This window comes from Mesorhizobium sp. M1C.F.Ca.ET.210.01.1.1 (assembly GCF_004791585.1).
GTDB lineage: Bacteria > Pseudomonadota > Alphaproteobacteria > Rhizobiales > Rhizobiaceae > Mesorhizobium.
In genome coordinates this window covers 314,569-339,875 of the sequence record NZ_SRUU01000001.1, presented here as the reverse complement: position 1 = coordinate 339,875, position 25,307 = coordinate 314,569, and the positions used below count along the sequence as shown (strand labels likewise).

General features: G+C 65.2%; 26 protein-coding genes. 15 read left to right on the top strand and 11 right to left on the bottom strand.

Features of this window, described 5'->3' with window-relative positions; all coding sequences use genetic code 11:
* The first annotated feature begins 29 nt into the window (after positions 1–29).
* Positions 30–2,471 carry an EAL domain-containing protein gene (locus EN853_RS01710; protein WP_127857542.1) on the top strand — a complete coding sequence of 814 codons (2,442 nt, stop codon included), beginning with the start codon at positions 30–32 and terminating at the stop codon, positions 2,469–2,471.
* Here the strand turns inward: EN853_RS01710 and EN853_RS01705 are convergent.
* Positions 2,463–3,152, bottom strand: coding sequence for a TlpA disulfide reductase family protein (locus EN853_RS01705; RefSeq protein WP_127857541.1), 690 nt, complete (start codon positions 3,150–3,152; stop codon positions 2,463–2,465). The two genes, EN853_RS01710 and EN853_RS01705, sit on opposite strands and share 9 nt — an antisense overlap.
* A 36-nt stretch (positions 3,153–3,188) precedes the next feature.
* On the opposite strand from EN853_RS01705, the gene argH reads away from it, so the two are divergent.
* The 3 genes from argH to lysA all read left to right on the top strand — a co-directional run bounded on the left by argH (position 3,189) and on the right by lysA (position 6,189).
* Positions 3,189–4,589, top strand: coding sequence for an argininosuccinate lyase (gene argH, locus EN853_RS01700; RefSeq protein ID WP_127857540.1), 1,401 nt, complete (start codon positions 3,189–3,191; stop codon positions 4,587–4,589).
* A gap of 73 nt (positions 4,590–4,662) precedes the next feature.
* Positions 4,663–4,869 carry a lipoprotein gene (locus tag EN853_RS01695; protein WP_127857539.1) on the top strand — a complete coding sequence of 69 codons (207 nt, stop codon included), beginning with the start codon at positions 4,663–4,665 and terminating at the stop codon, positions 4,867–4,869.
* A 51-nt stretch (positions 4,870–4,920) separates the two neighbouring features.
* On the top strand, positions 4,921–6,189 hold the full coding sequence (lysA, locus tag EN853_RS01690; protein ID WP_127857538.1) for a diaminopimelate decarboxylase: 1,269 nt from the start codon (positions 4,921–4,923) through the stop codon (positions 6,187–6,189).
* A gap of 83 nt (positions 6,190–6,272) precedes the next feature.
* Here lysA and EN853_RS01685 read toward each other — a convergent pair whose 3' ends face one another.
* Entirely contained in the window at positions 6,273–6,575 is a 303-nt protein-coding gene (locus EN853_RS01685) for a metalloregulator ArsR/SmtB family transcription factor (RefSeq protein WP_127857537.1), read from the bottom strand.
* 50 nt (positions 6,576–6,625) lie between these two features.
* Between EN853_RS01685 and EN853_RS01680 the strand changes: the two genes are divergently transcribed.
* The 3 genes from EN853_RS01680 to EN853_RS01670 all read left to right on the top strand — a co-directional run bounded on the left by EN853_RS01680 (position 6,626) and on the right by EN853_RS01670 (position 10,698).
* Positions 6,626–7,603, top strand: a complete 978-nt coding sequence (locus tag EN853_RS01680) for a threonine/serine dehydratase (protein WP_127857536.1) — start codon at positions 6,626–6,628, stop codon at positions 7,601–7,603.
* 108 nt (positions 7,604–7,711) lie between these two features.
* Complete coding sequence (locus EN853_RS01675) at positions 7,712–10,303, top strand: TIGR02302 family protein (protein ID WP_127857535.1); 2,592 nt, start codon at positions 7,712–7,714, stop codon at positions 10,301–10,303.
* A 23-nt stretch (positions 10,304–10,326) separates the two neighbouring features.
* The gene (locus tag EN853_RS01670) at positions 10,327–10,698 is read left to right on the top strand and encodes a glyoxalase superfamily protein (RefSeq protein ID WP_127857534.1); all 372 of its coding nucleotides are present in this window, start codon (positions 10,327–10,329) and stop codon (positions 10,696–10,698) included.
* A gap of 37 nt (positions 10,699–10,735) precedes the next feature.
* Here the strand turns inward: EN853_RS01670 and EN853_RS01665 are convergent, their stop codons facing one another.
* Positions 10,736–11,620: a LysR substrate-binding domain-containing protein gene (locus EN853_RS01665; protein ID WP_127857533.1), complete on the bottom strand. Its 885-nt coding sequence runs from the start codon at positions 11,618–11,620 to the stop codon at positions 10,736–10,738.
* 188 nt (positions 11,621–11,808) lie between these two features.
* On the opposite strand from EN853_RS01665, the gene EN853_RS01660 reads away from it, so the two are divergent.
* Entirely contained in the window at positions 11,809–12,759 is a 951-nt protein-coding gene (locus EN853_RS01660) for a DMT family transporter (protein WP_127857532.1), read from the top strand.
* 4 nt (positions 12,760–12,763) lie between these two features.
* Here the strand turns inward: EN853_RS01660 and EN853_RS01655 are convergent, their stop codons facing one another.
* From EN853_RS01655 to EN853_RS01645, 3 genes are all read right to left on the bottom strand, one after another.
* On the bottom strand, positions 12,764–13,135 hold the full coding sequence (locus tag EN853_RS01655) for a response regulator (RefSeq protein ID WP_127857531.1): 372 nt from the start codon (positions 13,133–13,135) through the stop codon (positions 12,764–12,766).
* A 67-nt stretch (positions 13,136–13,202) separates the two neighbouring features.
* Positions 13,203–13,745, bottom strand: coding sequence for a hypoxanthine phosphoribosyltransferase (hpt, locus tag EN853_RS01650; protein ID WP_127857530.1), 543 nt, complete (start codon positions 13,743–13,745; stop codon positions 13,203–13,205).
* Positions 13,746–13,769: 24 nt separating this feature from the next.
* A complete protein-coding gene (locus EN853_RS01645; protein ID WP_127857529.1) occupies positions 13,770–14,417 on the bottom strand; it encodes a hypothetical protein in 648 nt (215 codons plus the stop codon).
* A 181-nt stretch (positions 14,418–14,598) separates the two neighbouring features.
* Here EN853_RS01645 and ftsE point away from each other — a divergent pair, with 181 nt between their 5' ends.
* The 3 genes from ftsE to EN853_RS01630 all read left to right on the top strand — a co-directional run bounded on the left by ftsE (position 14,599) and on the right by EN853_RS01630 (position 17,145).
* Positions 14,599–15,258, top strand: coding sequence for a cell division ATP-binding protein FtsE (gene ftsE, locus EN853_RS01640; protein ID WP_127857528.1), 660 nt, complete (start codon positions 14,599–14,601; stop codon positions 15,256–15,258).
* Positions 15,251–16,240 (top strand): ABC transporter permease, encoded by a 990-nt coding sequence (locus EN853_RS01635; RefSeq protein WP_127857527.1) that lies wholly within the window; start codon positions 15,251–15,253, stop codon positions 16,238–16,240. The genes ftsE and EN853_RS01635 overlap by 8 nt, the downstream gene beginning before the upstream one ends.
* A 179-nt stretch (positions 16,241–16,419) precedes the next feature.
* A complete protein-coding gene (locus tag EN853_RS01630) occupies positions 16,420–17,145 on the top strand; it encodes a YdcF family protein (protein WP_127857526.1) in 726 nt (241 codons plus the stop codon).
* Between the two features lie 105 nt (positions 17,146–17,250).
* Here EN853_RS01630 and EN853_RS01625 read toward each other — a convergent pair whose 3' ends face one another.
* Entirely contained in the window at positions 17,251–17,862 is a 612-nt protein-coding gene (locus tag EN853_RS01625; RefSeq protein WP_127857525.1) for a pyridoxamine 5'-phosphate oxidase family protein, read from the bottom strand.
* 102 nt (positions 17,863–17,964) lie between these two features.
* Here EN853_RS01625 and EN853_RS01620 point away from each other — a divergent pair, with 102 nt between their 5' ends.
* Both EN853_RS01620 and EN853_RS01615 read left to right on the top strand, forming a co-directional pair.
* Positions 17,965–18,867, top strand: a complete 903-nt coding sequence (locus EN853_RS01620) for a LysR family transcriptional regulator (RefSeq protein ID WP_127857524.1) — start codon at positions 17,965–17,967, stop codon at positions 18,865–18,867.
* An 82-nt stretch (positions 18,868–18,949) separates the two neighbouring features.
* Positions 18,950–19,750 (top strand): 1-acyl-sn-glycerol-3-phosphate acyltransferase, encoded by an 801-nt coding sequence (locus tag EN853_RS01615; protein ID WP_127857523.1) that lies wholly within the window; start codon positions 18,950–18,952, stop codon positions 19,748–19,750.
* 7 nt (positions 19,751–19,757) lie between these two features.
* On the opposite strand, the gene EN853_RS01610 is transcribed toward EN853_RS01615, so the two are convergent.
* From EN853_RS01610 to EN853_RS01600, 3 genes are all read right to left on the bottom strand, one after another.
* Complete coding sequence (locus EN853_RS01610) at positions 19,758–20,378, bottom strand: LysE family transporter (protein WP_127857522.1); 621 nt, start codon at positions 20,376–20,378, stop codon at positions 19,758–19,760.
* A gap of 96 nt (positions 20,379–20,474) precedes the next feature.
* Positions 20,475–21,422, bottom strand: a complete 948-nt coding sequence (locus EN853_RS01605) for an aldo/keto reductase (RefSeq protein ID WP_127857521.1) — start codon at positions 21,420–21,422, stop codon at positions 20,475–20,477.
* Positions 21,423–21,660: 238 nt separating this feature from the next.
* The gene (locus EN853_RS01600) at positions 21,661–22,197 is read right to left on the bottom strand and encodes a gamma-glutamylcyclotransferase (RefSeq protein ID WP_127857520.1); all 537 of its coding nucleotides are present in this window, start codon (positions 22,195–22,197) and stop codon (positions 21,661–21,663) included.
* Positions 22,198–22,311: 114 nt separating this feature from the next.
* Between EN853_RS01600 and EN853_RS01595 the strand changes: the two genes are divergently transcribed.
* Entirely contained in the window at positions 22,312–23,310 is a 999-nt protein-coding gene (locus EN853_RS01595; RefSeq protein WP_127857519.1) for a DUF2125 domain-containing protein, read from the top strand.
* Positions 23,311–23,318: 8 nt separating this feature from the next.
* Complete coding sequence (locus tag EN853_RS01590; RefSeq protein WP_127857518.1) at positions 23,319–24,248, top strand: sugar kinase; 930 nt, start codon at positions 23,319–23,321, stop codon at positions 24,246–24,248.
* Positions 24,249–24,364: 116 nt separating this feature from the next.
* Here the strand turns inward: EN853_RS01590 and EN853_RS01585 are convergent, their stop codons facing one another.
* Positions 24,365–25,303 carry a prephenate/arogenate dehydrogenase family protein gene (locus EN853_RS01585; RefSeq protein ID WP_189343848.1) on the bottom strand — a complete coding sequence of 313 codons (939 nt, stop codon included), beginning with the start codon at positions 25,301–25,303 and terminating at the stop codon, positions 24,365–24,367.
* Positions 25,304–25,307: the final 4 nt, after the last annotated feature.

Sequence of the window (25,307 nt, the reverse complement as noted above, 5' to 3'; positions counted from 1 at the left end):
ATTGATGCGGGAAGATCAGGTGAAGCAAGATGTTGACCGTCTATAATTGTATTGTGCATCAGCATGATCTGAGGTTGGTCGTACTTGCCGCGCTCATCTGCGGGATTTCCTCTTTTTCGGCGGTCAATCTTCTGCGCCATGTCCAGCAATCGACCAGTCGAAATCGCTATGCGTGGCTGTTGATTGCGGCCACGGCGACCGGCTTCGGCATCTGGGCGACACATTTCATCGCCATGGTCGCCTTCACGCCCGGAATACCCAACGCCTATAACGCGGAGCTTTCCGCACTTTCGCTGGCCGCTTCCGTCATCCTGACGGCGGCAGGGATGTGGATTGCCACCGCCCGCGGCGGCATCGAGCACTATCTCGTCGGCGGCGCCGTGCTCGGCGCCGGCATCGCCACGATGCACTATACCGGCATGGCGGCGTTCGAGGTGCAGGGCAGGATCGTCTGGAACCAGTTGCTCGTCGCCCTTTCGCTGGTGGCGGGCATCACGCTTGCCGCGCTCGCGCTGCTCGTGGTGCTGCGCCGTCCGTCAACCCCGGCGACGATAACCGCCGCCATCCTGCTCACGCTGGCCATCTGCACGCTGCATTTCATTGCTATGGCAGCCGTCTCGATCTACCCGGATTCGTCGATCGAGATCTCCCAGTTCACCATCGCACCGATGTCGCAGGCCTTCGCCGCCGCAGCGGCGAGCCTTGTCATCCTGGTGCTCTCGGCCGCGGCGCTGCGCATCGATCTGCGCTTCCGCCGCCACAAGGTCGAGGCCGAGCGGATGCACGGCTTGGCCAATGCCGCCGTGGAGGGGCTCATCGTCTGCGACGGCAGCCGCATCGTCAGCGCCAACGACAGCATCGCGGCGCTGAGCGGCATCGCCGCCACGACGTTGAACACGATGACGCTTGGCGAGCTTTTCGGCGAGCGCGTCGCCTCCTGCATCGCCGGCGGCAACAGGCAGGCGCAGGAAGCAGAGCTCAAAAGCCATGACGAAAGCCGAATCCCCGTCGAGCTGATCGCCCGCAGCATCGACTATTGCGGCAAGCCGCACGACGTCGTCGCTGTGCGCGACATACGCGATCGCAGGAAGGCCGAGCAGGAGATCCTTCGGCTCGCGCATTTCGACCCGCTGACCGGGCTTGCCAACCGCCGCAGCTTCACCAGCCGGCTCGAGGCCGAGATCGCCGCGGCGGACCGTAGCGGCGAAGGCGGGCAGCTCGCGCTCATTCTTCTCGATCTCGACCGGTTCAAGGAAGTGAACGACCTCTTCGGTCATGCCGCCGGCGACGCCCTGCTGCAAAGGGTGGCGCAATGCGCTTCGAGTGTGCTCCGGCAAGGACAGATGCTCGCCCGTCTCGGCGGCGACGAGTTCGCCATCATCGCCCCGAACCTTCCCGACCCTCAGGCCGCCGGCCGGATCGCCGAGGCGGTGCTTTCAAAACTGCGCCAGGAGAGCCAACTGTCGCCCGGCGGCGAGCTGGTGTCGGCCAGCATCGGCATAGCCCTTTTCCCTTTAGACGCTGACGAGCAGACGTCGCTGGTCAGTCATGCCGACACCGCGCTCTATCGCGCCAAGGCCGAAGGCAAGGACACCTACCGCTACTTCGAGGCTTCGATGGGCGCGGAGACGCGCGACCGGCGCGCGATGGAGTATGACCTGCGCCAGGCGGTGGCGCGCGGCGAGTTCAGCCTCGTCTACCAGCCGCAGAAGGAGATCAGCAGTGGCCGAATGATCGGTTTCGAGGCACTGATCCGCTGGCACCATCCAGAGCGTGGAAACATCCCGCCGTCCGTTTTCATCCCGGTGGCCGAAGACAGCGGTGCCATCGCACAGATCGGTGAATGGGTTCTGGCGACGGCCTGCGAAGAGGCCGTGCGCTGGAAGAACCCGCTGATGATCGCCGTCAACGTTTCGGCGGTGCAGCTTCATAATCCGAACTTCAGCCGCAAGGTGCACGAGATCCTGCTGAAGTCAGGACTTCCTGCCGGGCGGCTCGAACTGGAAGTGACCGAGACGGCGCTGATCAAGGACATGCCGCGGGCGCTGGCCACCTTGCGGCAGGTCAAGGCGCTTGGCGTCCACGTCGCGATGGACGATTTTGGAACCGGCTATTCATCCCTTTCCAACCTGCGCGCCTTCCCCTTCGACAAGATCAAGATCGACGGCTCGTTCATCAAATCGGTCGACAGGAACGGCCAGGTCGCGGCCATCGTGCGCGCTGTGCTGGGGCTGGGACGCGGACTTGGCCTGCCGGTTCTGGCCGAAGGCGTCGAGACGCTGGACGAATTGCGCTTCCTCGATGCCGAGGACTGCGAGATCGGCCAGGGATACTATCTCGGCAGGCCGGGCCCGATCGAGACCTTCAGCGAGCTGACCGGCGTGCCGGCGCCGACGGCCAACGATAGCGTCACGCCGCGTGGCGGCAGCATCCTGATGCTGGAGCCGGCCGCAGCATCGCGCTCAGCCTGACGGTCCGAGCGCCGCCTCCACCAGCCGCTTGGCATCCGGGCTCGACCATTCCGCCGGCCCGTTCATATGCGCGATCAGGCAGCCTTCGCCGTCGATCAGCATCGTCACCGGCAAGCCCAATGCCAGGCCGCGCGTCTTGGCTTCGTTGAACAGCCCCATCGTCGCATCCCGGTAGTAGACGAGCGTCTCGATACCGATCTCCTTGAGGAATTTCTTCGGCTTGGCGTCGTCGCCCGTGTCGACATTGACCGCGACGACCTCGAAGGCGTTGCCGCCCTTTTCCTTCTGCAGCGCATCAAGCGCCGGCATTTCGGCGCGGCAGGGCGCGCACCATGTCGCCCACAGATTGAGCAGCACCGTCTTGCCGGCATGGTCGGCAATCGTCATCGGCTTGCCGTCGGGGCCGTTGAAGGCAAGGCTCTTCAGCGATTGCGGCGGGTCGGCCGGCTGCAGCGCCGCGACCTGGCCGACCGCCTTTGCCGCGACCTGCTTGGCACGCTCGGCCTTGGCCTTGCAGGCGACGTCGTCCTTGCTGCCGCCGGCCGCGGCAAGCTGATCCGGGGCGTTGTTGCCAGAACCGCTCTCGCTGACATATACCGCGACCGCGCCGGCCACCACGCCCGCCACCAGGGCGGCGAGGATAAGGCGCGGGGCCGGGAAGAATTTATTGCCGTCTGCCATTTTCTTAAGAACTGCTCCGGAGCACGGGTTATAGCGATGAGTGATAAGAAGGCCAGCAACCAGATGTGGGGCGGACGTTTTGCCTCGGGTCCGGCCGCGATCATGGAAGCGATCAACGCGTCGATCGGCTTCGACCGCAAACTCTACGCGCAGGACATCCGCGGATCGATCGCCCATAGCGAGATGCTGGCGCAAACGGGCATTATTTCGGCGGCCGATCAAGAAAAAATCGCTCACGGGCTGAACACGATCCTGAAAGAGATCGAGGCAGGCAGGTTCGAATTCTCGACGAAGCTTGAGGACATCCACATGAATGTCGAGGCACGCCTTGCCGACCTGATCGGCCCGGCCGCGGGGCGCCTCCACACCGCGCGCTCGCGCAACGACCAGGTGGCCGTGGATTTGAGGCTCTGGGTCAAGCAGGAATGCCAGCGTGTCGCCGAGGCGCTGAAAGGCCTCATCGCCGCGTTCCTCGAGCGTGCCGAGGAGCACGCAGCGACGGTGATGCCCGGCTTCACCCACATGCAGGCGGCGCAGCCGGTGACCTTCGGCCACCATTGCATGGCCTACGTCGAGATGTTTTCCCGCGACCTCTCGCGCGTCCGCGACGCCATCGAGCGCATGGACGAGAGCCCGCTGGGCGCCGCCGCCCTTGCCGGCACCAGCTTCGGTATCGATCGTCACATGACGGCAAAGGCGCTCGGCTTCCGCGAGCCGATGCGCAATTCGCTTGACAGCGTGTCGGACCGTGACTTCGCGCTCGAGTTCTTGGGCATCGCCGCAATCTGCGGCACGCATCTGTCGCGGCTCGCCGAGGAGATCATCATCTGGTCGACGCCGCAATTCGGGTTCATCCGGCTGTCAGATTCCTTCTCCACCGGCTCCTCGATCATGCCGCAAAAGAAGAACCCCGACGCCGCCGAGCTGGTGCGCGGCAAGACCGGCCGCATCAACGGCCATCTGGTCGGCCTGCTGACGGTGATGAAGGGCATGCCGCTGACCTACGGCAAGGACATGCAGGAAGACAAGGAATCGGTCTTCGACGCCGCAGAGACGCTCGACCTGATGCTGGCGGCGACCACCGGCATGGTGCGCGACATGACGGTGAACGCCGCCGCCATGAAGAAGGCCGCCGGCGCCGGTCACGCCACCGCCACCGACCTTGCCGACTGGCTGGTGCGCAACCTCGGCCTCCCCTTCCGCGAGGCCCATCACGTCACCGGCCGCGCCGTGGCGATTGCCGAGGAGAAGAAGGTCGGTCTGGAAAAGCTCTCGCTGGAGGACCTGCGCTCGATCCACCCCGGCATCACCGATGGCATCTTCTCGGTGCTTGCCGTGCAGAATTCGGTCAGGAGCCGCACGAGTTTCGGCGGCACCGCGCCGTCCGAGGTGAAGAAGCAGGTCCGCTATTGGAAAAAGCGGCTCGCCAAGGCGTAATGCCTGGATGCAATGCGCCGAAAACTCGGCTAAAAGCGGCGCCTGGACAAAACAGTTTCGAACGGATGGATCGATGACCGGAAGCAGGATTTTGGTGACGCTCGCGCTGCTGGCGGCGGTTGTCACCGTCACGGCCTGCGGCAGGAAGGCCGGCCTCGATACGCCCTACGAGGCTGCCGTGCAGGCACGCAAGGACGCGGAAAAGGCCAAACAGCCGCTGCCGCCCGAGCCGGAGAAACCGGTCACGGACAAGAAGTTCATTCTCGACCCCTTGCTCTAGGCCGATGGGATCATCCGATCTCGCCGTGCTCCAATTTTCGGACCGTTTCCAGTGAACCATTTCGACTATCGCGACGGCGTGCTCTACGCCGAGGATGTGGCGACCCCCGATATCGCCGCGAGCGTCGGCACGCCCTTCTACTGCTATTCGACCGCGACGCTGACCAGGCATTTCCGCGTCTTCAAGCAGGCTTTTGCCGGCCTCGACGCGCTGGTCTGCTACGCCATGAAGGCCAATTCCAACCAGGCGGTGCTGAAGACGCTGGCAAGACAAGGTGCGGGCGCCGACGTGGTGTCGGAAGGCGAATTGCGCCGCGCTTTGGCCGCCGGTATCCCGGCCGGCAAGATCCTATTTTCGGGCGTTGGCAAGACCGCGCGGGAAATGGACTTCGCGCTCACCGCCGGCATCCTCTGCTTCAACGTCGAATCGGAGCCGGAGCTGGAATTGCTCTCGGCGCGTGCCACCGCGCTCGGCAAGGTGGCGCCGATCTCGCTGCGCATCAACCCGGACGTCGACGCCAGGACGCACAAGAAGATCTCGACCGGCAAGGCAGAGAACAAGTTCGGCATTCCGTGGCAGCGGGCGCGCCAGGTCTATGCTCGCGCGGCCGAGCTGCCGGGCATCAAGGTGACCGGCATCGACACCCATATCGGCAGCCAGATCACCGAACTGCAGCCTTTCGACGACGCCTTCGCGCTTCTGGTGGAACTGGTCGGCGTGCTGCGCGCCGAAGGCCACGCCATCGAGCATGTCGATCTCGGCGGCGGCCTCGGCATCCCGTACCGTGTCGACAACAGTCCGCCGCCGCTGCCCGACGCCTATGCCGAGATCGTCAGGAAGCATGTCACCCGCTTGGGCCTGAAGGTGATGTTCGAGCCGGGCCGGCTGATCGTCGGCAACGCCGGCATTCTCGTCTCGGAAGTGATCTATGTGAAGGAAGGCGACGCCAAGAACTTCCTCGTCGTCGACGCCGCCATGAACGACCTGATCCGGCCGACCCTCTATGACGCCTTCCACGACATCAAGCCGGTTGTGCAGCCGCCGGCTTCCACGCCGCGCATGAAGGTCGACGTCGTCGGCCCCGTCTGCGAGACGGGCGATTTCATTGGCCTCGACCGCGACCTGCCCAGGCTGAAGGCCGGCGACCTCATCGCCGTCGCCACCGCCGGCGCCTATGGCGCGGTGCAAGCCGGCACCTACAACACCAGGCTCCTGGTGCCGGAAGTGCTGGTCGACGGCGACCGTTTTCATGTCGTGCGGCCGCGCCAGACCTATGAGGAACTGATCGGACTGGATTCGCTGCCCGACTGGCTGAAGTAGCCTTTCTCGCGCTCGGGCGGCGCCAAACATTTGTTTTACGCAATTCCGGACGGAAAACCGCTACGCACCGTCCGGGAAATGCGTCAGATCTTCTGCACGAGCAGTGCCTTCGCTTCGGCTATCCTGTCCTCGTCGCGGCGATAGAATATCCATTGCTTGGTGCGCTTCGTGCTGAGCAGACCCGCCTGGGTCAGCACGCGCATATGTTCGCTGAGTGTCGCCTGGGTGATGCCGAGCTTTTCGGCGATCAGCAGCGCGCAGACGCCGTCCTCGACCAGATCGCCATCGGCCTGGCGCGGGAAATGCGCGCGCGGATCCTTCAGCCAATCGAGGATCTGCAGCCTGCGCTCATTCGCAATCGCCTTGAAGATGTCGACCTCTTGCATTTAGCTATTTTGCTAAGTTACTAATTGAAGTCAATCCCGAGGAGCAATTCATGCTGAACACAGGCACGCCGGACACAAGCACGTTGGGCAAAGGGACGATCACGCGCGAACGCATCGCCGCCGTGGAGCCGCGCATCCGCCCCTATGTCCGCCACACGCCCGTGATGCGTATCGACATGGCGGATTTCGGCCGCCCGGCTTTTCCGGTCGACCTGAAACTTGAATGCCTGCAGCATTCCGGCTCGTTCAAGGCGCGCGGCGCCTTCACCAACCTGCTCGAGCGGCAGGTGCCCGAGGCAGGCGTGGTCGCCGCTTCCGGCGGCAATCATGGTGCCGCCGTCGCCTACGCCGCCATGAAGCTCGGGCACAAGGCCACCATCTTCGTGCCCGAGGTCAGCCCGCCGGCCAAGCTCGAGCGCATCCGCGGCTATGGCGCCGAACTGGTCGTCGGCGGTGCGCGCTATGCAGAGGCGCTGGCGGCCAGCGAGGATTTCGCCGCCAGGACCGGCGCCCTGCAGATCCATGCCTTCAACCAGGAAGAGACGCTGATCGGCCAGGGCACGCTCGGCCTCGAGATCGAAGCCGATCTGCCCGGGATCGACACGCTGCTGGTCGCGGTCGGCGGCGGCGGGCTGATCGGCGGCATCGCCGCCTGGTTCGCGGGCCGCATCCGCATCGTCGCCATCGAGCCCGAGGGCGCGCCGACGCTTTACCGCGCCTTCGAGGCCGGCAAGCCGGTCGATGCGCCGGCCGAAGGCATCGCCGCCGATTCGCTGGCGCCGAAGCGCGTCGGCGAAATGATGTTTCCGATCGCCGAGGCCTTCGTCGAGCGCTCGATCCTGGTCAGCGACGACGACATCGTGGCCGCGCAGAAAGCGCTCTGGGACCGCGCGCGAATCATCGCCGAGCCCGGCGGGGCCGCGGCCTTCGCCGCGGTGCTTTCCGGCCGCTACGCGCCGGCGCCTGGCGAGCGCGTGGCCGTCCTGGTCTGCGGTTCCAACACAAATCCCGCGAATTTCTGGCCATAACCGGGGCGAGGCTCTTCACGATTTGGCAACCCGCCTCGCCTTTGCCGTGTTTGCTGGTATTCTTCCGCTCATGAGGTTCGGGCTATCCCGCCCGGGCAGGAAGGGCCGATGACGGAACCCATTTCCAGCGGCGAACGCGGTCTGGCCGGGCGCCTTGCCTTGAGCCGGCTGGCAACGCGAGCCTCGATGATCCTCGAGCGCGGCTGGCCGTTGCTGCTGCCGCTGGCGGTGGTCGTCGGTCTGTTTCTCAGTGTTTCGTGGTTGGGCCTGTTCCAGCGCCTGCCGGATCTGGCGCGGATCGGTCTCCTGGTCCTGTTCTCCATCTCGGCGCTGGCGGCGCTCTATCCGCTGCGCTTCTTCCGCATTCCCTCCGCCGCCGAGGTCGACCGGCGCATCGAGGCCGCGAACGAGCTGCTGCACAGCCCCGTGCAGGTGCAGAGCGACCGGCCGAGCGGCGCGGAGAGCCTTTTCTCGCAGGCGCTGTGGCGCGAGCACCAGAAGCGCATGGCCGAGCGGCTCTCCAGCCTCGGCGCCGACAGGCCGCGCACAAGCGTGCCGGATTACGACCGCTGGGGCCTGCGGGCCCTGGTCGGGCTGCTGTTCGTTACCGCCTTCGCCTTCTCGTTCGGACCATTCGGCGGCAGGATCAGCGACGGCTTCGTCGCCAGTGCCGCGCGCGACGCCGTGCCGCCGCGCATCGACGCCTGGGTGACGCCGCCCGCCTATACCGGCAAGCCGCCGCTGTTCTTGACCGCCGACGTCAATCAGGCCGACCAGACCTTCAGCGTGCCGCAGGGCAGCGACATCTCGCTGCGCGTCACCGGCGGTACCGGCGAGGAAACGTTGAGCTATGCCGATACAAACGGCAATGACCGCGCCATCGAGCCGGCCGCGCCGAAGGGCCTCGCGCCGGCCGCCACCCAGCCGGGACCCAAGGTGCGCCAGTTCTCCGGCAAGCTGAACAGCAACGGCACGCTGACGCTCAAGTCCGGTGAGGACGATCTTGGCCACTGGGCGTTCGCCATCATCCCGGACAAGCCTCCGACGATCCGTTTCGTCGGCGAGCCGAAGCGCGCGGTCAACGGCGCCATCGAGCTCAATTACCAGATCGACGACGACTATGGCGCGGCCTCCGCCAAGGCCGTCTTCGAGCTGTCGGACCCGCCGCAGGCCAATGCGCATCCGCTCTATGGCCAGCCCGACATGCCGCTGACGCTGCCGCGCCGCGGTGGCAAGGCAAACGCAGCCAAGGCGACCAAGGACCTGACCGAGCATGTCTGGGCCGGCAGCACCATCAAGCTGACGCTCAGCGCCACCGACGATGCCGGCCATACCGCCACCAGCGAGACCAAGACGCTGGTGATGCCGGAGCGGCCCTTCTCCAATCCGCTGGCCCGCGCCGTGATCGAGCAGCGCCGGCTGCTGGCGCTCGACACCAACGCCAAGCCGCGGGTGCTCGACCTGATGGACGCCATCACACTCCGCCCCGAGGACACCTTCGACAACATGTCGCATTATCTCGCGATCATGAGCGCGAAGAGCCGGCTGAAGCTCTCAGAGACCGACGACCAGCTGCGCAACGAGGTGGGTTATCTGTGGGAGATCGCGCTCGGCATCGAGGAAGGCAATCTGTCGGCTGCCGAGCGGCGGCTGCGCCAGGCGCAGCAGGCGCTGCAGGATGCCCTCAAGAACGGCGCCAGCGACGAGGAAATCGAAAAGGCGATGAAGGAACTGCGCGAGGCGATGAACCAGTTCCTGCAGGAATTCGCCCAGCGCGCGCAGCAGAACCCGAACGCGCCGCAAATGCAGCAGAACGGCCGGGAATTGCGCCAGAGCGATATCAACCGGATGATGGACGAGATCGAGAACCTGGCCAAGTCCGGTGACCGCGACCGGGCGCAGCAGCTTTTGTCCGAGCTGCAGGACATGATGAACAACCTGCAGGCCGGCCGCCAGCAGCAGGCTGGCGAGCAGGATAGCGAGATGCGCCAGCAGATGGACAAGCTCGGTGAGATCATGCGGCGTCAGCAGGAGATGATGAACGACACCTTCCGTCTCGACCAGATGCAGCGCGGCCAACGGCAACGCGGAGCCAATCGCGACGAGCAGCTCGGCGAGGATGGCGAGCAAGGCCAGGCGGAGGACGGGCAGAAGCCCGGCCCCGGCGACGATCGCGACCCGCTGGGACGGCCGGGGATGTCGCCGAAGGACCTTGCCGACGCGCTCAAGCAGCTGCAGGAAGGCCAGGGCCAGTTGCAGAGCGAGCTCGACAAGTTGAAGAAGGGCCTCGAAGGCATGGGCATGGAGCCCAATGAGGGCTTCGGCGAGGCCGGCAAATCCATGGGCGATGCCGAGCGGGCGCTCGGCGAAGCCGACGGCGACCAGGCGGTCGGCCACCAGGGCCGTGCGCTGGAGGCGCTGCGCCGCGGCGCCAAGGAGATGATGAAACAGATGCAGGCCATGCAGGGCGACCAGGGAGGCAGCGAGCAGGGTGGGCGTCAGCAGGACGCCGACCGCGACCCGCTCGGCCGGCCGCGCGCCACGAAGGGCCCCGACGACGGCAACTCGGTCAAGGTGCCCGACGAGATCGATGTGCAACGCGCCCGACAGATCCTCGAAGCGATCCGCAAGCGGCTGGGCAACGCGCTGAGCCCCGATATCGAGCGCAGCTACCTCGAACGGCTGCTCGAGCTGAAATAGGTCAGCTTCCGAGGGACAACGCGATGCCGAAGCTCGGAACCGTCACCCCGATCCTGCGCATGTTCGACATCGCCAAGGCGCGGGAATTCTATCTCGACTTCCTCGGCTTCGAGGTCGGTTTCGAACATCGCTTCAACGACAATGCCCCGCTCTACATGGGCCTCGTGCGCGACGGCTGCGAACTGCATCTCAGCGAGCATCATGGCGATGGCTCGCCGGGCGCCAATGTCCGCATCGAAGTGACCGACATTATCGGGCTGCATCGCGACCTGATCGGCAAAGAATACCGCTTCAACAGGCCGGGCCTCGAGACTACGCCCTGGGAGACGAGAGAGGTCACGGTCATCGACCCGTTCGGCAACCGCCTGACCTTCTACGAAAAGATTGCCGAATAGGGCGATGGTGCTGCCCGGTTAGGCTGGCGGCGCCTGCTCAAAGATCGGGCGTCGATTGTACCTGCCTGGTCAGCATGAAAGCCTCGCGGATCGCGCTCTCCATGCCGTCGATCGCTTCACCGGTCGCCAGCGGGTTGCGGTGCAGCACCACATTGGAGGAATCGATGTCGCCGAAGCCGTCGGCGGCCGTCAGCTCGCGGCAGTCGGCCGGGATGTTGCTGCGCGAGATCGGCGCGATCGCGAGACCGGAAGTGACCGCAAGCGTCAGGCCGCCATTGGTATCGCTGGTGTAGGCGACGCGGTAGTCGAGTCCGCGCTGCTGCAGCGACTTGATCGCGAAGTCGCGGCACCAGCCGTCGCGGCTGTAGAGCGCGATCGGCACCGGCCGCTCCTCATGCATGTGATGCAGCACCGATGTCACCCACACCGTCGGATCGTGCATCAGCACCTCGCCGCCGGAAAAGCCTTCCCACTCGAACACCACGGCGAGGTCGAGCTCACCCGCCGCCAGCGCCCTCACCTGCGAGGCCGAATGGGCATAGCGCACCGTGACTTCGACGCGCGGGTGGCGTTTGGCGAATTCGCCGAGCGCCCGAGAAAGGATCGAACGGCCGTATTCCGCTGGTATCCCGATGCGCACCAGCCCGCCGAGCGGCGGTGCCACCAGCGAGGCCGCTGTCTCGTCGAGCAGCGAAACTATGCGGCGGGCGTTGGCGATGAGCTCGCCGCCGCGCCGCGTCAGTGCCACGCCGCGCGAGCCACGCTCGAACAGGCTGCAGCCGACCATGTCCTCCAGCTTCTTCATCTGCATGGAGACGGCGGACTGGGTGCGTCCGGCTTTTTCGGCGGCCTTGGTGAAATTGCCCGTCTCGGCCACCGCCACGAAGGTGCGCAGGAGGTCGCTGTCGAGGGTGGGCTTCATGCAAGTCGCCATAAGAAATTTTGATTGCTGGTATCATTCCAATTCGTTTGCAACATGTCAAACGCAGCAGGATAGTCATCGTACCCATTGGATATGCGGCTGCGAAACCGGCCGCGGACCAATTCGAAAAGTCCTCACTCGTGCCCGCTGCCCGAAACGGTGGCGGGCTCTTTTTCGCTGGAACGACGATGCGGAACCGGATGGTGCTTGGCATTCTGAGCCTCTGCCTGGGCGTTCTCGTGTTTTCGTTGCAGGATCCGCTGGTGAAGGCGGTTTCGGGCAGCTACCCGGTGACAGAAGTGATGGCGATCCGCGCCATCGTCGCGCTGCCGATCCTGATCGTCATCGTCCAGGCCGATGTCGGCCTGAAGGCGCTGCTGTCGAAGCGATCCGGCATGCTGACGCTGCGCGCCTTCATCCAGTTCAGCTCCTATACCGCCTACTACCTGGCGATCGCCGCCCTATCGCTGGCCGACGCGATAGCGCTTTATTTCATGGCGCCGCTCTTCATCATGGCGCTTGCCGGGCCCTATCTCGGCGAGCACGTCTCCTGGCGGACGCTGACGACGGTGCTGATCGGCCTGGCCGGGGTGATCGTGATGCTGCGGCCGGGCGCCGGGCTGTTCGACTGGGCAGCGCTGCTGTCGCTTGGCTCGGCATTCCTCTACGGTTTCTCGCAACTGATGGCGCGCCGCATAGGCGACACCGAATCCTCCACCGTCATGGCCTTCTACCAGAACGGCGCCTACCTGACCGGCGCCGTGGCGGTCGCCATCATGTTTCATCTTGCCGGCATCACCCACGCCGGCCATCCGAGCCTCGACTTCCTGGTGCGGCCATGGGTGTGGCCGACCATGCCGGACTTCCTAACGATGGCCGCCTGCGGCTTCGTCGCTTCCGCCGGCATGATCCTGTTGTCGCAGGCCTACCGGATGGCGCCCGCCAACCGCGTCGCCACCTTTGAATACACCGGCATCCTGTGGTCGCCGCTCTGGGGCTTCCTGTTCTTCGCCGAGGTGCCGCGGGCAACGACGGTGCTTGGCGCGGCGCTCATCATCGGCGCCGGCCTGCTGGCGCTCAACGGCGAACGCCGACGCGGTGCGGCGCCAGCAATCGCAGCGACCGGCGAAGCCGTTTAAACAGTCAAGCGAAGCAGCTTAATGCCCGACCGACGCGGGCGCGGATCTCGGCCAGCGTGAAGGGTTTCTGCACCACATCGAGGATGATGCCGTTCAGTTCCTCGGCGCGCTCGCGCTGGTCGGCATAGCCGGTCATCAGCATGATCTTCATCGCCGGGAACTGTCTTGCCGCGGCCATCGCCATCTCGATGCCATCCATCTCGGGCATGCGGATGTCGGACACAACGAGATCGTAGCCGCCGCGCTGCTGCTGGATCAGGGCGAGGCCCTGCGCGCCGTCGGCGGCGATGCTGACACTGTGCCCTTCGCGCTCCAGCGCGCGGGCAGCGAGGGTGCGGACGGACTCATCGTCCTCGACGATCAGAAGCTTTGCCATGCCGAGATAGATGCCGCCGAAATGTTGACGTTTTCTGAAAATTTGAAACGTCGATGCGGCCTGACCTTTACGCGTCGCCCTTCACGATCCCGACAAACGGCAGCTCGCGGAACGCATGGGCGACGTCCATGCCGTAGCCGACGACGAAATAGTCGGGGCAGTCGAAGCCGACATAGTCGGCGTTGAGCGTGGTCTGGCGGCGCATGCGCTTGTCGAGCAGCACGGCAATCGCGCAGCTCTTGGCGCCGCGCGACAGCATGAGGTCGCGGGTGAAGGACAGCGTCTTGCCGGATTCGAGGATGTCGTCGATCAAAAGGACGTCGCGCCCGGCGACCTCGTTGTCGATGTCACGCAGCACCTTGACCTCGCCGCTGGTGGTGCCGGCGCCGTAGCTGGAGATGAAGATGAACTCGACCTCGGGCGACAGGCCGACATCGTGCATGGCGCGGATGAGGTCGGCGGCGAAGACGAACGACCCCTTCAGGATCGAGATCACCAGGAGGTCATGGTAGTCGCGCCCGGCGATTTCCTTGGCGAGCTCGAGATTGCGGCGGGCGATCGCCGACGCCGAAAACAGGACCTCGATGTCCTTGCCACGCACTACTGGCATCGATTGCCTTTCTTGAGAATTCGCCTAGCCGGCGAAGATGACAGAGACGGTTTTCACGCCGTTTCTAGGCACATCGAGACGGCTGGAAAAGCCGAATCTTTCGCCTGGCGCCAGCGAGCGGTCGGATGTCCCCAGCCTGTAGCGGATGACGTTGCTGGCTTTGTCGGTGACGCGGATCTCGAGCGGCGGCAACGGCTCCGATGTTGCGCCGTCATTGGCGGCCTCCCCGTCGACAAACAGAACGGGCTTCAATCCCGAGGCATCGATTCGCGATGTCACGCCGGAAATGCTGAGCGCGCTTGCCGGCTCCGAAGCTGCCCAGAAGGGACTCTGACGCACCAGGGCGTGCCCGCCCGAGACCCAGAAAGCGACGAGCGCAGCGCCCACTCCAGCGGTCCAGAAGATCGGACCGCCGCGCGAGGCCGGCTGCAGGGGCGCGGCCTCCGGTTTGCGCAGCATGCCCATGCCTTCGATGGATGGCGTTGAGGGCATTTGCGGCGGCACCGATGCCGCGATCAGTTCCGAACGGGCAGCGAATCGCGGCAGCACCACATAGTCAGCATCGACGACATCGGCCGGCGCGTCGAACATGACGCGCTCCGGCGCGGCGGTCGCCGCCGTGCCGGTCATGATTTCGCCGGAAACGGGGCGCGCGGTTCTATCCTCAGCCATTACGGCACCAGTGCAATCGTCGTTGCTTTTGGGTAAACGCAAATGGTTAACGCTTCGCCACCGGAACCGCTGTGAAACGTCGAAAACGAGCCGAAATTAACCGACCGTTAACCATGCCGGCCGATGGTCTAGGCAGAGAACAGGCTGGCAGGATGCCGCCTAAGGTTTCAGGTCGCCGAACGTGATCCGCTTCGAAAATGTCGGCCTCCGCTATGGCATGGGTCCGGAGATTCTCCGCGACATTTCCCTGCACATTCCGGAGCGCTCCTTTCAGTTCCTGAGCGGTCCCTCGGGCGCCGGCAAGACGACCTTGCTGCGCCTGCTTTTCATGTCGCTGAAGCCGACGCGCGGGCTGATCACCATTTTCGGCAAGGACCGCTCGCGCATCTCGCGCGGCGAGCTGCCGCTGCTTAGGCGCCGCATCGGCGTGGTGTTCCAGGATTTCCGCCTGCTTGACCACATGACGACCTACGAGAATGTGGCGCTGCCTCTGCGCGTGCGCGGGCGCGAGGAGGCAAGCTATCGCACCGACGTCACCGAACTTCTGAAATGGGTCGGCCTAGGCGATCGCATGCACGTGCTGCCGCCGGTGCTGTCCGGCGGCGAGAAGCAGCGCGCCGCGATCGCCCGCGCCCTGATCGAGCAGCCGGAGATCCTGCTTGCCGACGAACCGACCGGCAATGTCGATCCGCCGCTGGCGCGCCGGCTGCTCAGGCTCTTCATCGAGCTCAACCGGCTTGGCACCGCGGTGGTGATCGCCACCCACGATCTCGGCCTCATGGAGCAGGTCGATGCGCGGCGCATGATCCTCGCCGGCGGAAGGCTGGATATCTATGACTGACCTTCCTGCCGATCACCTCAATGACGAGGCCGCCGAAACGACGGCAACCGTTCGGCGCGTCCAGCGCAGGACGGCGCCGATCGTGCCGGCGCAGAACATCGCGGGCCGCGCGCTGGTGCTGGTCATCGCCATCATGACCTTCCTGTCCTGTCTCACCTTCGGCGCCGTGACGCTGGTGCGTGACACCGCCTCGGTGTGGGAGAACCAGATCTCGCGCGAGGCGACGATCCAGATCAAGCCAGTCGAAGGCCTCGACATGGAAGCGGCCCTTGCGCAGGCCTCGCAGATCGCAAGCGAGTTCCCGGGTGTGAAAGGCACGAAGATCGTCGACCGCGATGCGACGGCGCGGCTTTTGGAGCCGTGGCTGGGCACCGGTCTCAACATCGACGAGTTGCCGGTGCCGCGCCTCATCGTCGTCACCATCGACGAGGCCAGCCCGCCCGACTTTGCCGCCATGCGCGCCGCGATCACGCCCAAGCTGCCGAGCGCGGCGCTCGACGACCATCGCACCTGGGTCGACCGGCTGGTCGCCATGGCCCATACGACGGTGACCATCGGCTTTGCCGTTCTGGCGCTGATATTGTCGGCTACGGTGCTGACCGTGGTGTTCGCCACGCGCGGCGCCATGGCCGGCAACGGCCACATCATCGAGGTGCTGCATTTCGTCGGCGCCGAGGCCCGCTTCATCGCGCGCGAATTCCGCTGGCATTTCCTCGTCACCGGCATGAAGGGCGCCGCCGCCGGCGGCGCGGCAGCCATTGCCGTCTTCATCATCTTTTCCTGGTGGTCGTCGCGCAACATGGCGACGCCTGAGGCGGACCAGGCGACCGCGCTGTTCGGCAATTTCGCCATCGGCTCCAGCGGCTATCTCGGCGTCGGCCTGATGGTGCTGGTGATCGGCGCGCTGACGGCGGCGACCTCGCATGCCACGGTCGTTGCCTATCTCAGCGATATCGACATCCGACAACCGGAGGCGAACTGATCATGATCCGAAACCAGGGGTCCGCGAATGCAAGACGCAGCGACTGGGTTGCCAATGCCATCAGGCTCCAAGTCCATGATCACGCAAGGGAAACTGCCGTAACGCAATGTGCGTCACCCTATCTATCAAAGGGCGCATTTCAGGGTTAACCATAGGATGTTTTCAGGATTAACCTGAGGATGATGGACGCGCGGGACTCGACCGGGACGGTTGGACGGATGCCAGTGGCGCTTGCGCGCGCCGCTGCACCCACCAGGCCCAGTCGTCTCAGATTTGCGCTTCGCATCTGCGGTTTCGTCGTGCTTGCCCTGCTGGCGCTTTTCGCCGGCGGCTTCGGGTGGTTTGCCGACAAGGTCAGCAACATGACGACGCCGGTCAATCCGGCCAAGGCCGATGCCATCATCGTGCTTACCGGGGGCCAGTCGCGGCTCGACGCCGCCATGGATCTCCTGGCGTCGGGCAAGGGCGAACGGCTCTTGATCAGCGGCGTTCACCCCTCGGCCAGCCGCCGCCAATTGCAGATGGCGATGGGCGGCGACAAGCAGTTGTTCTCCTGCTGCGTCGATATCGACCGCGCCGCCCTCGACACCATCGGCAATGCCGAGGAGAGCGCCAAATGGGTCGAAAGCCACGCCTATGGCAGCGTCATCCTCGTCACCAACAACTACCATATGCCGCGCAGCCTGCTGGAGATGAGCCGGCTGCTGCATGGCGCGCGCCTCGAGCCCTATCCAGTGGTCAACACCAAGCTCGGCAATGGCAACTGGCTGACCAAACCGGAAGCGCTGCGGGTGCTGCTCACCGAATACAGCAAATATGTGCTGGCGCTGGCGCGCGGTGTCGTCCCGCTTCGCCCGACCGCCGAGGGCGTCACCCTCGCTGAAGCCTCCACGGTGAAAAACTAGAGCAATTCCAGGAAAAGTGTGTAACGGTTTTCCGTACGGAATTGCGTAAAAACAAATACTTAGAGCGGTTCGGCGATTCCATGAATCGCTGAAGCGCTTTAGGCTTCACTCCGCATGGGCGCGCAACCGCGCGATCTCCTGCTCCAGGTTCTCGATGCGCCGGTCGCGTTCGGCAAGCGCCGCGGCTACGTCCGCCGCCTCGAAGCGCTGCGGAATGTGTTGCGGGCAATTGGCATCCCAGGCCGTGACGGTGAACAGGATCGCCTGCTCCGGCCGCGCCTTGTAGTTCGCCGGCATCAGCCTTGCCGTCAGTTCCGCATCGTCTTCGACCACGCGCGCCCTGCCCCAGATCTTGATGCGTTGCCGCAGCATGTAGTCGATCAGGAACAGGAAGGCCTGGGCATTGTCCGCAAGATTGCCCTGGGTGATGAACTGCCGGTTGCCGGAAAAATCGGCAAAGCCGATCGTGTGCTCGTCAAGCACCTTGAGGAACCCGGCCGGGCCGCCGCGATGCTGGATATAGGGCTGGCCTTCGGCATTGGCCGTCGCCAGGAACACGCTGGTCTGCGCCTCGACGAAGGCGGCAAGATCGGGCGTGACCGTCGCCCGCCAGCTGCCGCGCTGCTCGACGCGGGCATAGGACTCACGCGACCCCTTGCGGGACTGGATGGCCTTGACCGTAGGTGTGAAGGCGACATCGCTGGTGAAGGCGTTCATGGCGGCGTCCCTCGAACGAAGCAGCACGACATGTAGCCTCTTCCGAAATTCGAAGGTAGAAGGCATATTCGCAATCTATCCTTCCATTTTCTGGAAGAATGAATGGACCGCCTTGACGCCATGTCCCTGTTCGTCGCCACGGTGGAGGCCGGCAGCCTCTCTGCCGCCGCGCGGCGCGCCGGCATGCCGCTGGCGACGGTCAGCCGCAAGCTCTCCGAACTGGAGAAGCATTTGAAGACGCGGCTGCTCAACCGCTCGACCAGGCGCCTCACCCTGACAGACGCCGGCCAGTCCTACCTGGCCGCCTGCCGCCGCATCCTGGGCGAGGTGAGCGAAGCCGAACGCACCGCCGCGGGTGAATATTCGAGCCCAACCGGCGAGCTGGTCATCACCGCGCCGGTCGTCTTCGGCCGCCTGCATGTGCTGCCCGTGGTCACCGCCTTCCTCGCCGCCTATCCCGAAGTCGCCATCCGCCTGACGCTGTCCGACCGGATCACCCAGCTGGTCGAGGAGCACATCGATCTCGCCGTGCGCATCGGCGAGCTTCCGGATTCGGCCATGGTGGCGATGCGCGTCGGCGCGATCCGCCGCATCGTCTGCGCAAGCCCGGCCTATCTCGCCGAGCACGGCACGCCGGCGCAACCACAAGACCTCATCGACCACAGCTCCATCACCTTCGAGGGCCTTGCCTCTCCCGCGACATGGAGTTTCCTCACCGGCAGGAGCGACACTGCGGTTCCGGTCCGCTCGCGGTTGCAGGTCAACACCGCCGAGGCGGCGATCGATGCCGCGATCGCCGGTGTCGGCCTGACGAGAGTGCTATCCTACCAGGCAGACGCCGCGGTGCGCGCGGGCACGCTTCGTGTGGTGCTCGAGCCGTTCGAGCCGCCGCCCTGGCCGGTCAGCCTGGTGCATGCCGGCAGGGTCCTGTTGCCAGTTAAACTGCGCGCCTTCCTCGATTTCGCGGCGCCGCGCCTGAAGGAGCGGCTGGCGCGATCATTATGACCGGGCTCGGCCGCCGCGCCGTTTCCTTTTTGCCCGCGCTTGGTGTAACCAACGCACACTTCCACACCGGGCCCTTTCCCGCATGCTCTCTATCCGCTCGCTGGCGTTCAACCTCGCCTTCTATCTCAGCCTGATCGTCCAGATGATCTTCTGGACGCCCTTCTATTTCCTGTCGCCGCGCCACCGCGCCTGGTTCGTGCCGAAATTCTGGTCGCGCACCTCGATGTGGCTCTATGACAAGATCGCCGGCACCAGGAGCGAAATCTCGGGCGTCGAGAACCTCCCTGAAGGGTCCTTCATCCTGGCGCCGAAGCATCAGTCCTTCTGGGACGCGATCGCCTTTTTTCCTTATCTCGACGACGCGTTGTACATCCTGAAGCGGGAGCTGACCTGGATTCCCTTCTTCGGCTGGTACATCATGAAGATGCGCATGATCCCCGTCGACCGCGGCAACCGCTCGAGGGCGCTGAAGGCTGTCGTCGCCGCCACGAAGGCGGAGATGGCGCGCAATCCCCGGCAGCTCATCATCTATCCGGAAGGCACCCGCCGCCCGCCGGGCGCCGAGCCGTCCTACAAATACGGCATCGTCGAGCTTTATACCCAGCTCGGCGTCCCCGTGGTGCCGGTCGCCCATGTCGCCGGCCTCTACTGGCCGCGCCGCAAGTTCATGCGCTATCCCGGCACCATCAAGGCCCGCTTCCTGCCACCGATCCCACCCGGGCTCGACAAGGAGGAATTCATGCAGCGGCTGATCGGCGAGACCGAAACCGCCTGCGACGAGCTGCTGGTCGAGGCCTCGCGCACAGCGAACCCGCCGCCTATGCCGCCGACGGCGGTGAAGCGGTTGGCGGAGCTCGGCGCGACGAAAACGGCGAAGGACTGAGAGCCTCTTACGGCAGCGCTGCCAAAGCTGTCGTCAGCACCAGCGTCGCGGCGAAAGCGAGATTGATGATCCGCGCGGCCCGCGGATTGCGCAGGAGGCGCGCGAAGACAGTACCGGCGAGGAGCCACAGGATGTGGATGGCCACGATCATCCCCGCGAGCACCAGCAGCTTTGTCGAAATGCCGAGACTGTCGGCCTGCGTCGAAGCGCCGGCGAACACCGCGCCGATCGCCACATAGGCTTTCGGATTGGCGACGGCGAGCATGAAGCCGCCGAGAAAAGTGGGCCGCGCCGCCTCGTTTCCGCCTTCGGCAAGCGGCGGCGCCATCGCTATCCTGAAGGCGAGATAGAGGATGTAGGCGGCCGCAGCCGCCGTCAGCAGGGGCGCTAGCCCCGGCATCGAGGCGAGCATGCCGGCCAGGCCGGCGGCCACCACGAGGAGCACGGCGATCGTCCCGAGCACGACGCCCGACGTATAGCGCATTGAAGGACGCAGTCCGAAGGCGGCGCCGATGGCGGTCACGCTGATCGTCGCCGGACCGGGACTGCCCATGACGACGGTGGCCGCCAGCACCAGCGCCAGCAATTGCTGCCAGGGCTCTGCTCCAGACAGAATGTCTCCCATCATTCCGAACCCTAATTCCTGTTGCGATGCGGCAGGAATTATCGCGCGGTTCCGCCCGAGTCTTGGATGATCGTGCGCGACCTCGCGCGGCCGATCCTGTCAGGAGCTCGCCCTGTCGAGAGCGGCAACGTCGTCGGCGGAAAGCTTGAGCGACGCGGCGCGGATCAGGCTGTCCATCTGGGCGGGCGTCGTGGCGCTGGCGATCGGCGCGGTGACGCCCGGCCGCGCCATGATCCAGGCAAGCGCCACTTCCGCCTGCTTGGCCGAATGGCGCCCGGCCGCGGCATCGAGAGCGGAAAGAATGCGCATGCCGCGCTCGTTGAGATACTCTGCCACGTCCTCGCCGCGCTCGCTCTGGCCGAGATCGGCCCTGCCGCGGTATTTGCCGCTCAGGAATCCCTTGGCGAGGCTGAAATAGGTGATGACGCCAAGGCCCTCCGCCTTGCAGAGATCGAGCAGCGGGCCGTCCAGCGAAGCGCGGTCGTACAAATTGTATTCCGGCTGCAGAACCTCATAGCGCGGCAGGCTCCGCAGGCTGGCGACATCGAGGGCCGCGCGCAGTTGCCCGGCATCGAGATTGGAACAGCCCGGATAGCGAATCTTGCCCTTCTCGAGCAGGCGCTGATAGGCGCCGAGCGTTTCCTCGTAAGGCGTGGCCGGATCCGGCCAATGCGACAGATAAAGGTCGATGACGTCGGTCTGCAGCCGCTTCAGCGATTGATCGACCGCCGTTTCGATATAGGCCGCGGAAAGGTCGCGCCTGCCCTGTCCCATGTCGGAGCCGACCTTGGTGATGACGACTATTCTGTCGCGGTTGCCGCGGCTTTTCATCCAGTTGCCGATGATGGTCTCTGATTCGCCGCCCTTGTTGCCCGGAGCCCAGCGCGAATAGGCGTCGGCGGTGTCGATAGCGTTGAAGCCGGCCTCGGCAAACCGGTCGAGCAGATCGAAAGAGGTCTTCTCGTCGGCGGTCCAGCCGAAGACATTGCCCCCCAGAACCAGCGACGCGATGGAAAGGTCGGTGCGACCGAGACGGCGTTTCTGCAAGATTGATCTCCGTGATGCTGGGATGGATCCGGGAAGCCCCGGGCGTCGGGTTGCGCTTAAGCTAGGTCGTGCCTCGCAGAGGTCAAAGGCATGGTTTTGCTTTTTGATCGGGCCAGAGCAATTCCGGCAAGAAGCGCGCAGGCGTCAGGCTCGGCGGCTTCGCCGTTGCGTCCGGGATTGCGAAAAAAGCAGCGAGATAGGGCATTGGAGGCGATCTCGTTTCCGCCGGAAACGCCCTTCACGAAGGCGCGACCTGCCGCCCCACCTCTTCCAGCCAGTGGTCGCGGATGCCGAGCGCCTTCAGGTGCTCCACCGTGCTCAAGACATAGTCCTCGTTCCTGCCCGACTGGCCGACGGCGCCGCGAACAACCGCCGCGGCATGGCCGGCGTCAAGCCCGCCGGCATACTGCTCATGCGCCCGGTCGACGATGTAGGCGACCGCCTCGACCATTTCGCCGCCTGCTGCCCTGTTCCCGTCGAGCCGGACATCGAGCTTGCGTTCGAGATAGACGCTGGTCACCAGTTCGCGCTCGCGCAGATAGGAAAGAACCTCGTCGCGCAAATCTCCGGGAACGCGAAAGGCAAGGCCGATACAGGAACCGCCGCGGTCGAGACCCAGCACCAGTCCCGGCCTTTCGCGTGTGCCGCGATGCACGAAGGAATAGACGCAAAGCGACCGGCGATAGCCGAAGAGACGGGCGCGTCGCGTCTCGACATGTGCGAATCCGGGACGCCAGATCAGCGATCCATAGCCAAAAACCCAAAAATCGCCCATATCGCCAAGCCTGATCGCACTCGAGTCGAGACATCGCACCCGCAAGTTGCTTCTTCTGTCCCTGCTGTTGTGCGTAAGAACTACGCCGCACGAGGGGTTAACGAGAGCCGCAGCATGACGTCAAGTGACGGGCGATCGCCCAAACCGCGCCGCCGGCTGTTCTGGCTTGCCGCGTTCATCCTGGTCCTGTTCGCGCTCTACAGCGGGGGATGGTTCTATCTCGCCGGCAGGGTCAAGACCGAGGCGGAGCGAGCCGTGGTCGAGCTTGGAGGCAAAGGCATCAAGGCCGACTGCGCCAATCTCACCGTCAGCGGTTATCCGCTGAGCTTCGCTGTCTCCTGCGACAGCCTGGCCTATCAGGACGATGCCAAGAATGTCGCGGCATCGATCGGCGATTTCAACGCCGTTGCTCAGATCACCCAGCCTTTGTCGCCAGTGGCGGACCTGCGCGGGCCGTTGCGGACTGTTTCGCCAGGCATGCCGCCGCTGTGGCTCGACTGGGACAAACTGAACGCCACGGTCAAACTGTCATGGCCGCTTCCGCGGCGCGTTTCGCTGCAGGCAGAGGGCCTGTCCGGACAGACCGATCCGGTCGACGATACCGACCCTATGCAGCTGTTCAGCGCCGGCAAGGCGACTGGCCAGTTGCAGCCGAACGGCCAGGACGTCGTTTATGCCGGCAGCTTCGAGGATCTGAAGATCGACGCCGGCGCGATCGGCGGGCGCGAGCTGCCGGAGCTCGACGGCGAGGGCGAGGCGACCGTGAAGAACGGCGTCGCGCTGATCTCCGCGCCGCCTAAGAGCCTGCGCGGCCAGTCAGTCGACATCGCCAAGCTCGATCTGTCGTCGGGAACGGCGCGCGTGAGCCTGTCCGGACCGATCTCGATCGACGCGGACGGCCTGATCGACGCCAATTTGACGATCAAGCTCAAGGATCCGAAGGCCGTGGCGGCCATCCTTGCCGGCGCCATTCCCGAGCATAAAAGCGAGATCGAGCAGGGTTTTGCCGGCCTTGCCATGCTCGGCAACGAGCCGTCCATGCCGCTCAAGATCGTCAAGGGCAAGGCTTCGCTCGGCTTCATCCCGCTCGGCAAGATCAAGCCGGTGGATTGAGAACTGCGATGGCGGGGCCAGTCAGACTGCTCAGCGTCGGCGCATTCACCCTCGACACGATCCTGCGTGTCGAGACGCTTCCCACGCATCAGGGCAAATTCATCGCCACCGACGGTGTCCAGATCGCCTCAGGCATGGCGACGAGCGCCGCCTGCGCCGCGCATCGCCTCGGCGCCAGCGTGTCGCTCTGGGTGAGCGCGGGAGACGATGCGGTCGGCGACCGGCTGATCGCCGAGATCGAGGCGGAAGGCGTCGACTGCGGCCTGGTCCGCCGCGTCGCCGGCGCGCGCTCGGCGCTGGCCGCGATACTGGTGGATGCCCATGGCGAGCGCGTCATCGTGCCGTTCTACGACGGCAAGGCGCAAGCCGACCCCGACACGCTGCCGGTTGCCGATCTTTCCGGCTTCGACGCCGTGCTGGCGGATGTGCGCTGGCCGGGCGCCGCCGCGCTCGCCTTGACGGCGGCGCGGGACGCCGGCCGTCCGGCGATCCTCGACGCCGACACCGCACCGATCGAGGTGCTGGAGCGGTTGCTGCCGCTGGCTTCGCACATCGTCGCATCGGAGCCGGCGGCGCGCATCGTCTGCGGCCACGCGCTCGACCCGGAAAGCGCCTGCGCCGACCTTGCCTCGCGCACCGACGCCTTTGTCGCGGTGACCGGCGGCGCCGCCGGCACCTGGTGGCACGACCGGGCAGCCGGATGCGTGCGCCATGTCGAGGCGCCGAAGATCAAGGCGATTGATACGCTCGCCGCCGGCGACGTCTTCCACGGCGCCTTTGCCGTCGGCCTTGCCGAGGCCATGCCGCCCGAGCAGGCGCTGCGCTTTGCCAGCGCGGCCGCCGCGCTCAAATGCCTGCGCTTCGGCGGCCGGCTCGGCGCACCGGACCGCGCTGAGACGCTGGCGATGATGGCGGCCCACTGGCCGCCGTCACAGTAGCCGCGCGAGTATCCTAAAGCGCGTCGCGATCTTTCAGATCCGCTCCATGCGCTTTAGGTTTTTGATTTTACGCAGGTCTTTGTCCCGAAACCGGCTCCCACTTTCGGGAGACACGCTTAGGATTTGGCTTCTGGATGCTCGACCGCCTGGCGGCCGAAGTCCGGTACGTCGATGTCCTGGCCGGCCTCGATGATCGAGCGGCGGATGGCACGCGTGCGGGTGAAGAGGTCGAACAGCTTTTCGCCGTCGCCCCAGCGGATCGCCCGCTGCAGCGAGGCCAGATCCTCCGAGAAACGCGCCAGCATTTCCAGGATCGCGTCCTTGTTGTGCAGGCACACATCGCGCCACATCGTCGGGTCGGAGGCGGCGAGACGGGTGAAATCGCGAAAGCCGGAGGCGGAGTATTTGATGACTTCCGTCTTGGTCACCGATTCCAAATCGTCGGCGGTGCCGACGATGTTGTAGGCGATGATGTGCGGCAGATGCGAAACGATGGCCAGGGTCATGTCGTGATGCTGCGGGTCCATCGTGTCGATGTTGGAGCCGCAGCGCCGCCAGAATTCGGAAAGCTTCTCCAGCGCGTCCGGGTCCGTGCCCGGCAGCGGCGTGAAGATGCACCAGCGGTTGTCGAAGAGATCGGCGAAGCCTGCATCCGGGCCGGACTTTTCCGTGCCTGCCAGCGGGTGGCCGGGGATGAAATGGACGCCGTCGGGCACGTGCGGCTCGATCTGCGCGATGACCGAGGCCTTGGTCGAGCCGACATCAGTGAGGATCGCGCCTTTCTTCAGCGCCGGCGCGATCTCGGCGGCGACCTCGCCGGACGATCCGACCGGAACCGAGACGATGACCAGCTCCGCGTCGCGCACCGCTTCTTTTGCCTCGGTCGTGTAGGAATCGCCAAGGCCGAGTTCCTCGGTCCGCTTGAGCGTCGATTTGCTCCGCGTCGCGATGGCGATGTGGCGCGCCAGGCCTTCGCGGCGAATGACGCGGGCAAGCGACGAGCCGATCAGGCCGATGCCGACCAGCGCTACTCTTTCGAACATCGGTGCTGCCATGGTC

Coding starts and splice junctions, on each gene's coding strand:
- EN853_RS01685 (WP_127857537.1), bottom strand. CDS start 6,575: ATGCAAGAGGTCGACATCTTCAAGGCGATTGCGAATGAGCGCAGGCTG.
- EN853_RS01610 (WP_127857522.1), bottom strand. CDS start 20,378: ATGATGGGAGACATTCTGTCTGGAGCAGAGCCCTGGCAGCAATTGCTG.
- EN853_RS01705 (WP_127857541.1), bottom strand. CDS start 3,152: ATGGCAGACGGCAATAAATTCTTCCCGGCCCCGCGCCTTATCCTCGCC.
- EN853_RS01655 (WP_127857531.1), bottom strand. CDS start 13,135: ATGGCAAAGCTTCTGATCGTCGAGGACGATGAGTCCGTCCGCACCCTC.
- EN853_RS01680 (WP_127857536.1), top strand. CDS start 6,626: ATGCTGAACACAGGCACGCCGGACACAAGCACGTTGGGCAAAGGGACG.
- EN853_RS01590 (WP_127857518.1), top strand. CDS start 23,319: ATGGCGGGGCCAGTCAGACTGCTCAGCGTCGGCGCATTCACCCTCGAC.
- EN853_RS01660 (WP_127857532.1), top strand. CDS start 11,809: ATGCGGAACCGGATGGTGCTTGGCATTCTGAGCCTCTGCCTGGGCGTT.
- EN853_RS01630 (WP_127857526.1), top strand. CDS start 16,420: ATGATGGACGCGCGGGACTCGACCGGGACGGTTGGACGGATGCCAGTG.
- EN853_RS01625 (WP_127857525.1), bottom strand. CDS start 17,862: ATGAACGCCTTCACCAGCGATGTCGCCTTCACACCTACGGTCAAGGCC.
- hpt (WP_127857530.1), bottom strand. CDS start 13,745: ATGCCAGTAGTGCGTGGCAAGGACATCGAGGTCCTGTTTTCGGCGTCG.
- EN853_RS01695 (WP_127857539.1), top strand. CDS start 4,663: ATGACCGGAAGCAGGATTTTGGTGACGCTCGCGCTGCTGGCGGCGGTT.
- EN853_RS01615 (WP_127857523.1), top strand. CDS start 18,950: ATGCTCTCTATCCGCTCGCTGGCGTTCAACCTCGCCTTCTATCTCAGC.
- EN853_RS01600 (WP_127857520.1), bottom strand. CDS start 22,197: ATGGGCGATTTTTGGGTTTTTGGCTATGGATCGCTGATCTGGCGTCCC.
- EN853_RS01595 (WP_127857519.1), top strand. CDS start 22,312: ATGACGTCAAGTGACGGGCGATCGCCCAAACCGCGCCGCCGGCTGTTC.
- EN853_RS01645 (WP_127857529.1), bottom strand. CDS start 14,417: ATGGCTGAGGATAGAACCGCGCGCCCCGTTTCCGGCGAAATCATGACC.
- EN853_RS01710 (WP_127857542.1), top strand. CDS start 30: ATGTTGACCGTCTATAATTGTATTGTGCATCAGCATGATCTGAGGTTG.
- EN853_RS01585 (WP_189343848.1), bottom strand. CDS start 25,303: ATGGCAGCACCGATGTTCGAAAGAGTAGCGCTGGTCGGCATCGGCCTG.
- EN853_RS01620 (WP_127857524.1), top strand. CDS start 17,965: ATGGACCGCCTTGACGCCATGTCCCTGTTCGTCGCCACGGTGGAGGCC.
- argH (WP_127857540.1), top strand. CDS start 3,189: ATGAGTGATAAGAAGGCCAGCAACCAGATGTGGGGCGGACGTTTTGCC.
- EN853_RS01665 (WP_127857533.1), bottom strand. CDS start 11,620: ATGAAGCCCACCCTCGACAGCGACCTCCTGCGCACCTTCGTGGCGGTG.
- EN853_RS01635 (WP_127857527.1), top strand. CDS start 15,251: ATGACTGACCTTCCTGCCGATCACCTCAATGACGAGGCCGCCGAAACG.
- EN853_RS01675 (WP_127857535.1), top strand. CDS start 7,712: ATGACGGAACCCATTTCCAGCGGCGAACGCGGTCTGGCCGGGCGCCTT.
- EN853_RS01670 (WP_127857534.1), top strand. CDS start 10,327: ATGCCGAAGCTCGGAACCGTCACCCCGATCCTGCGCATGTTCGACATC.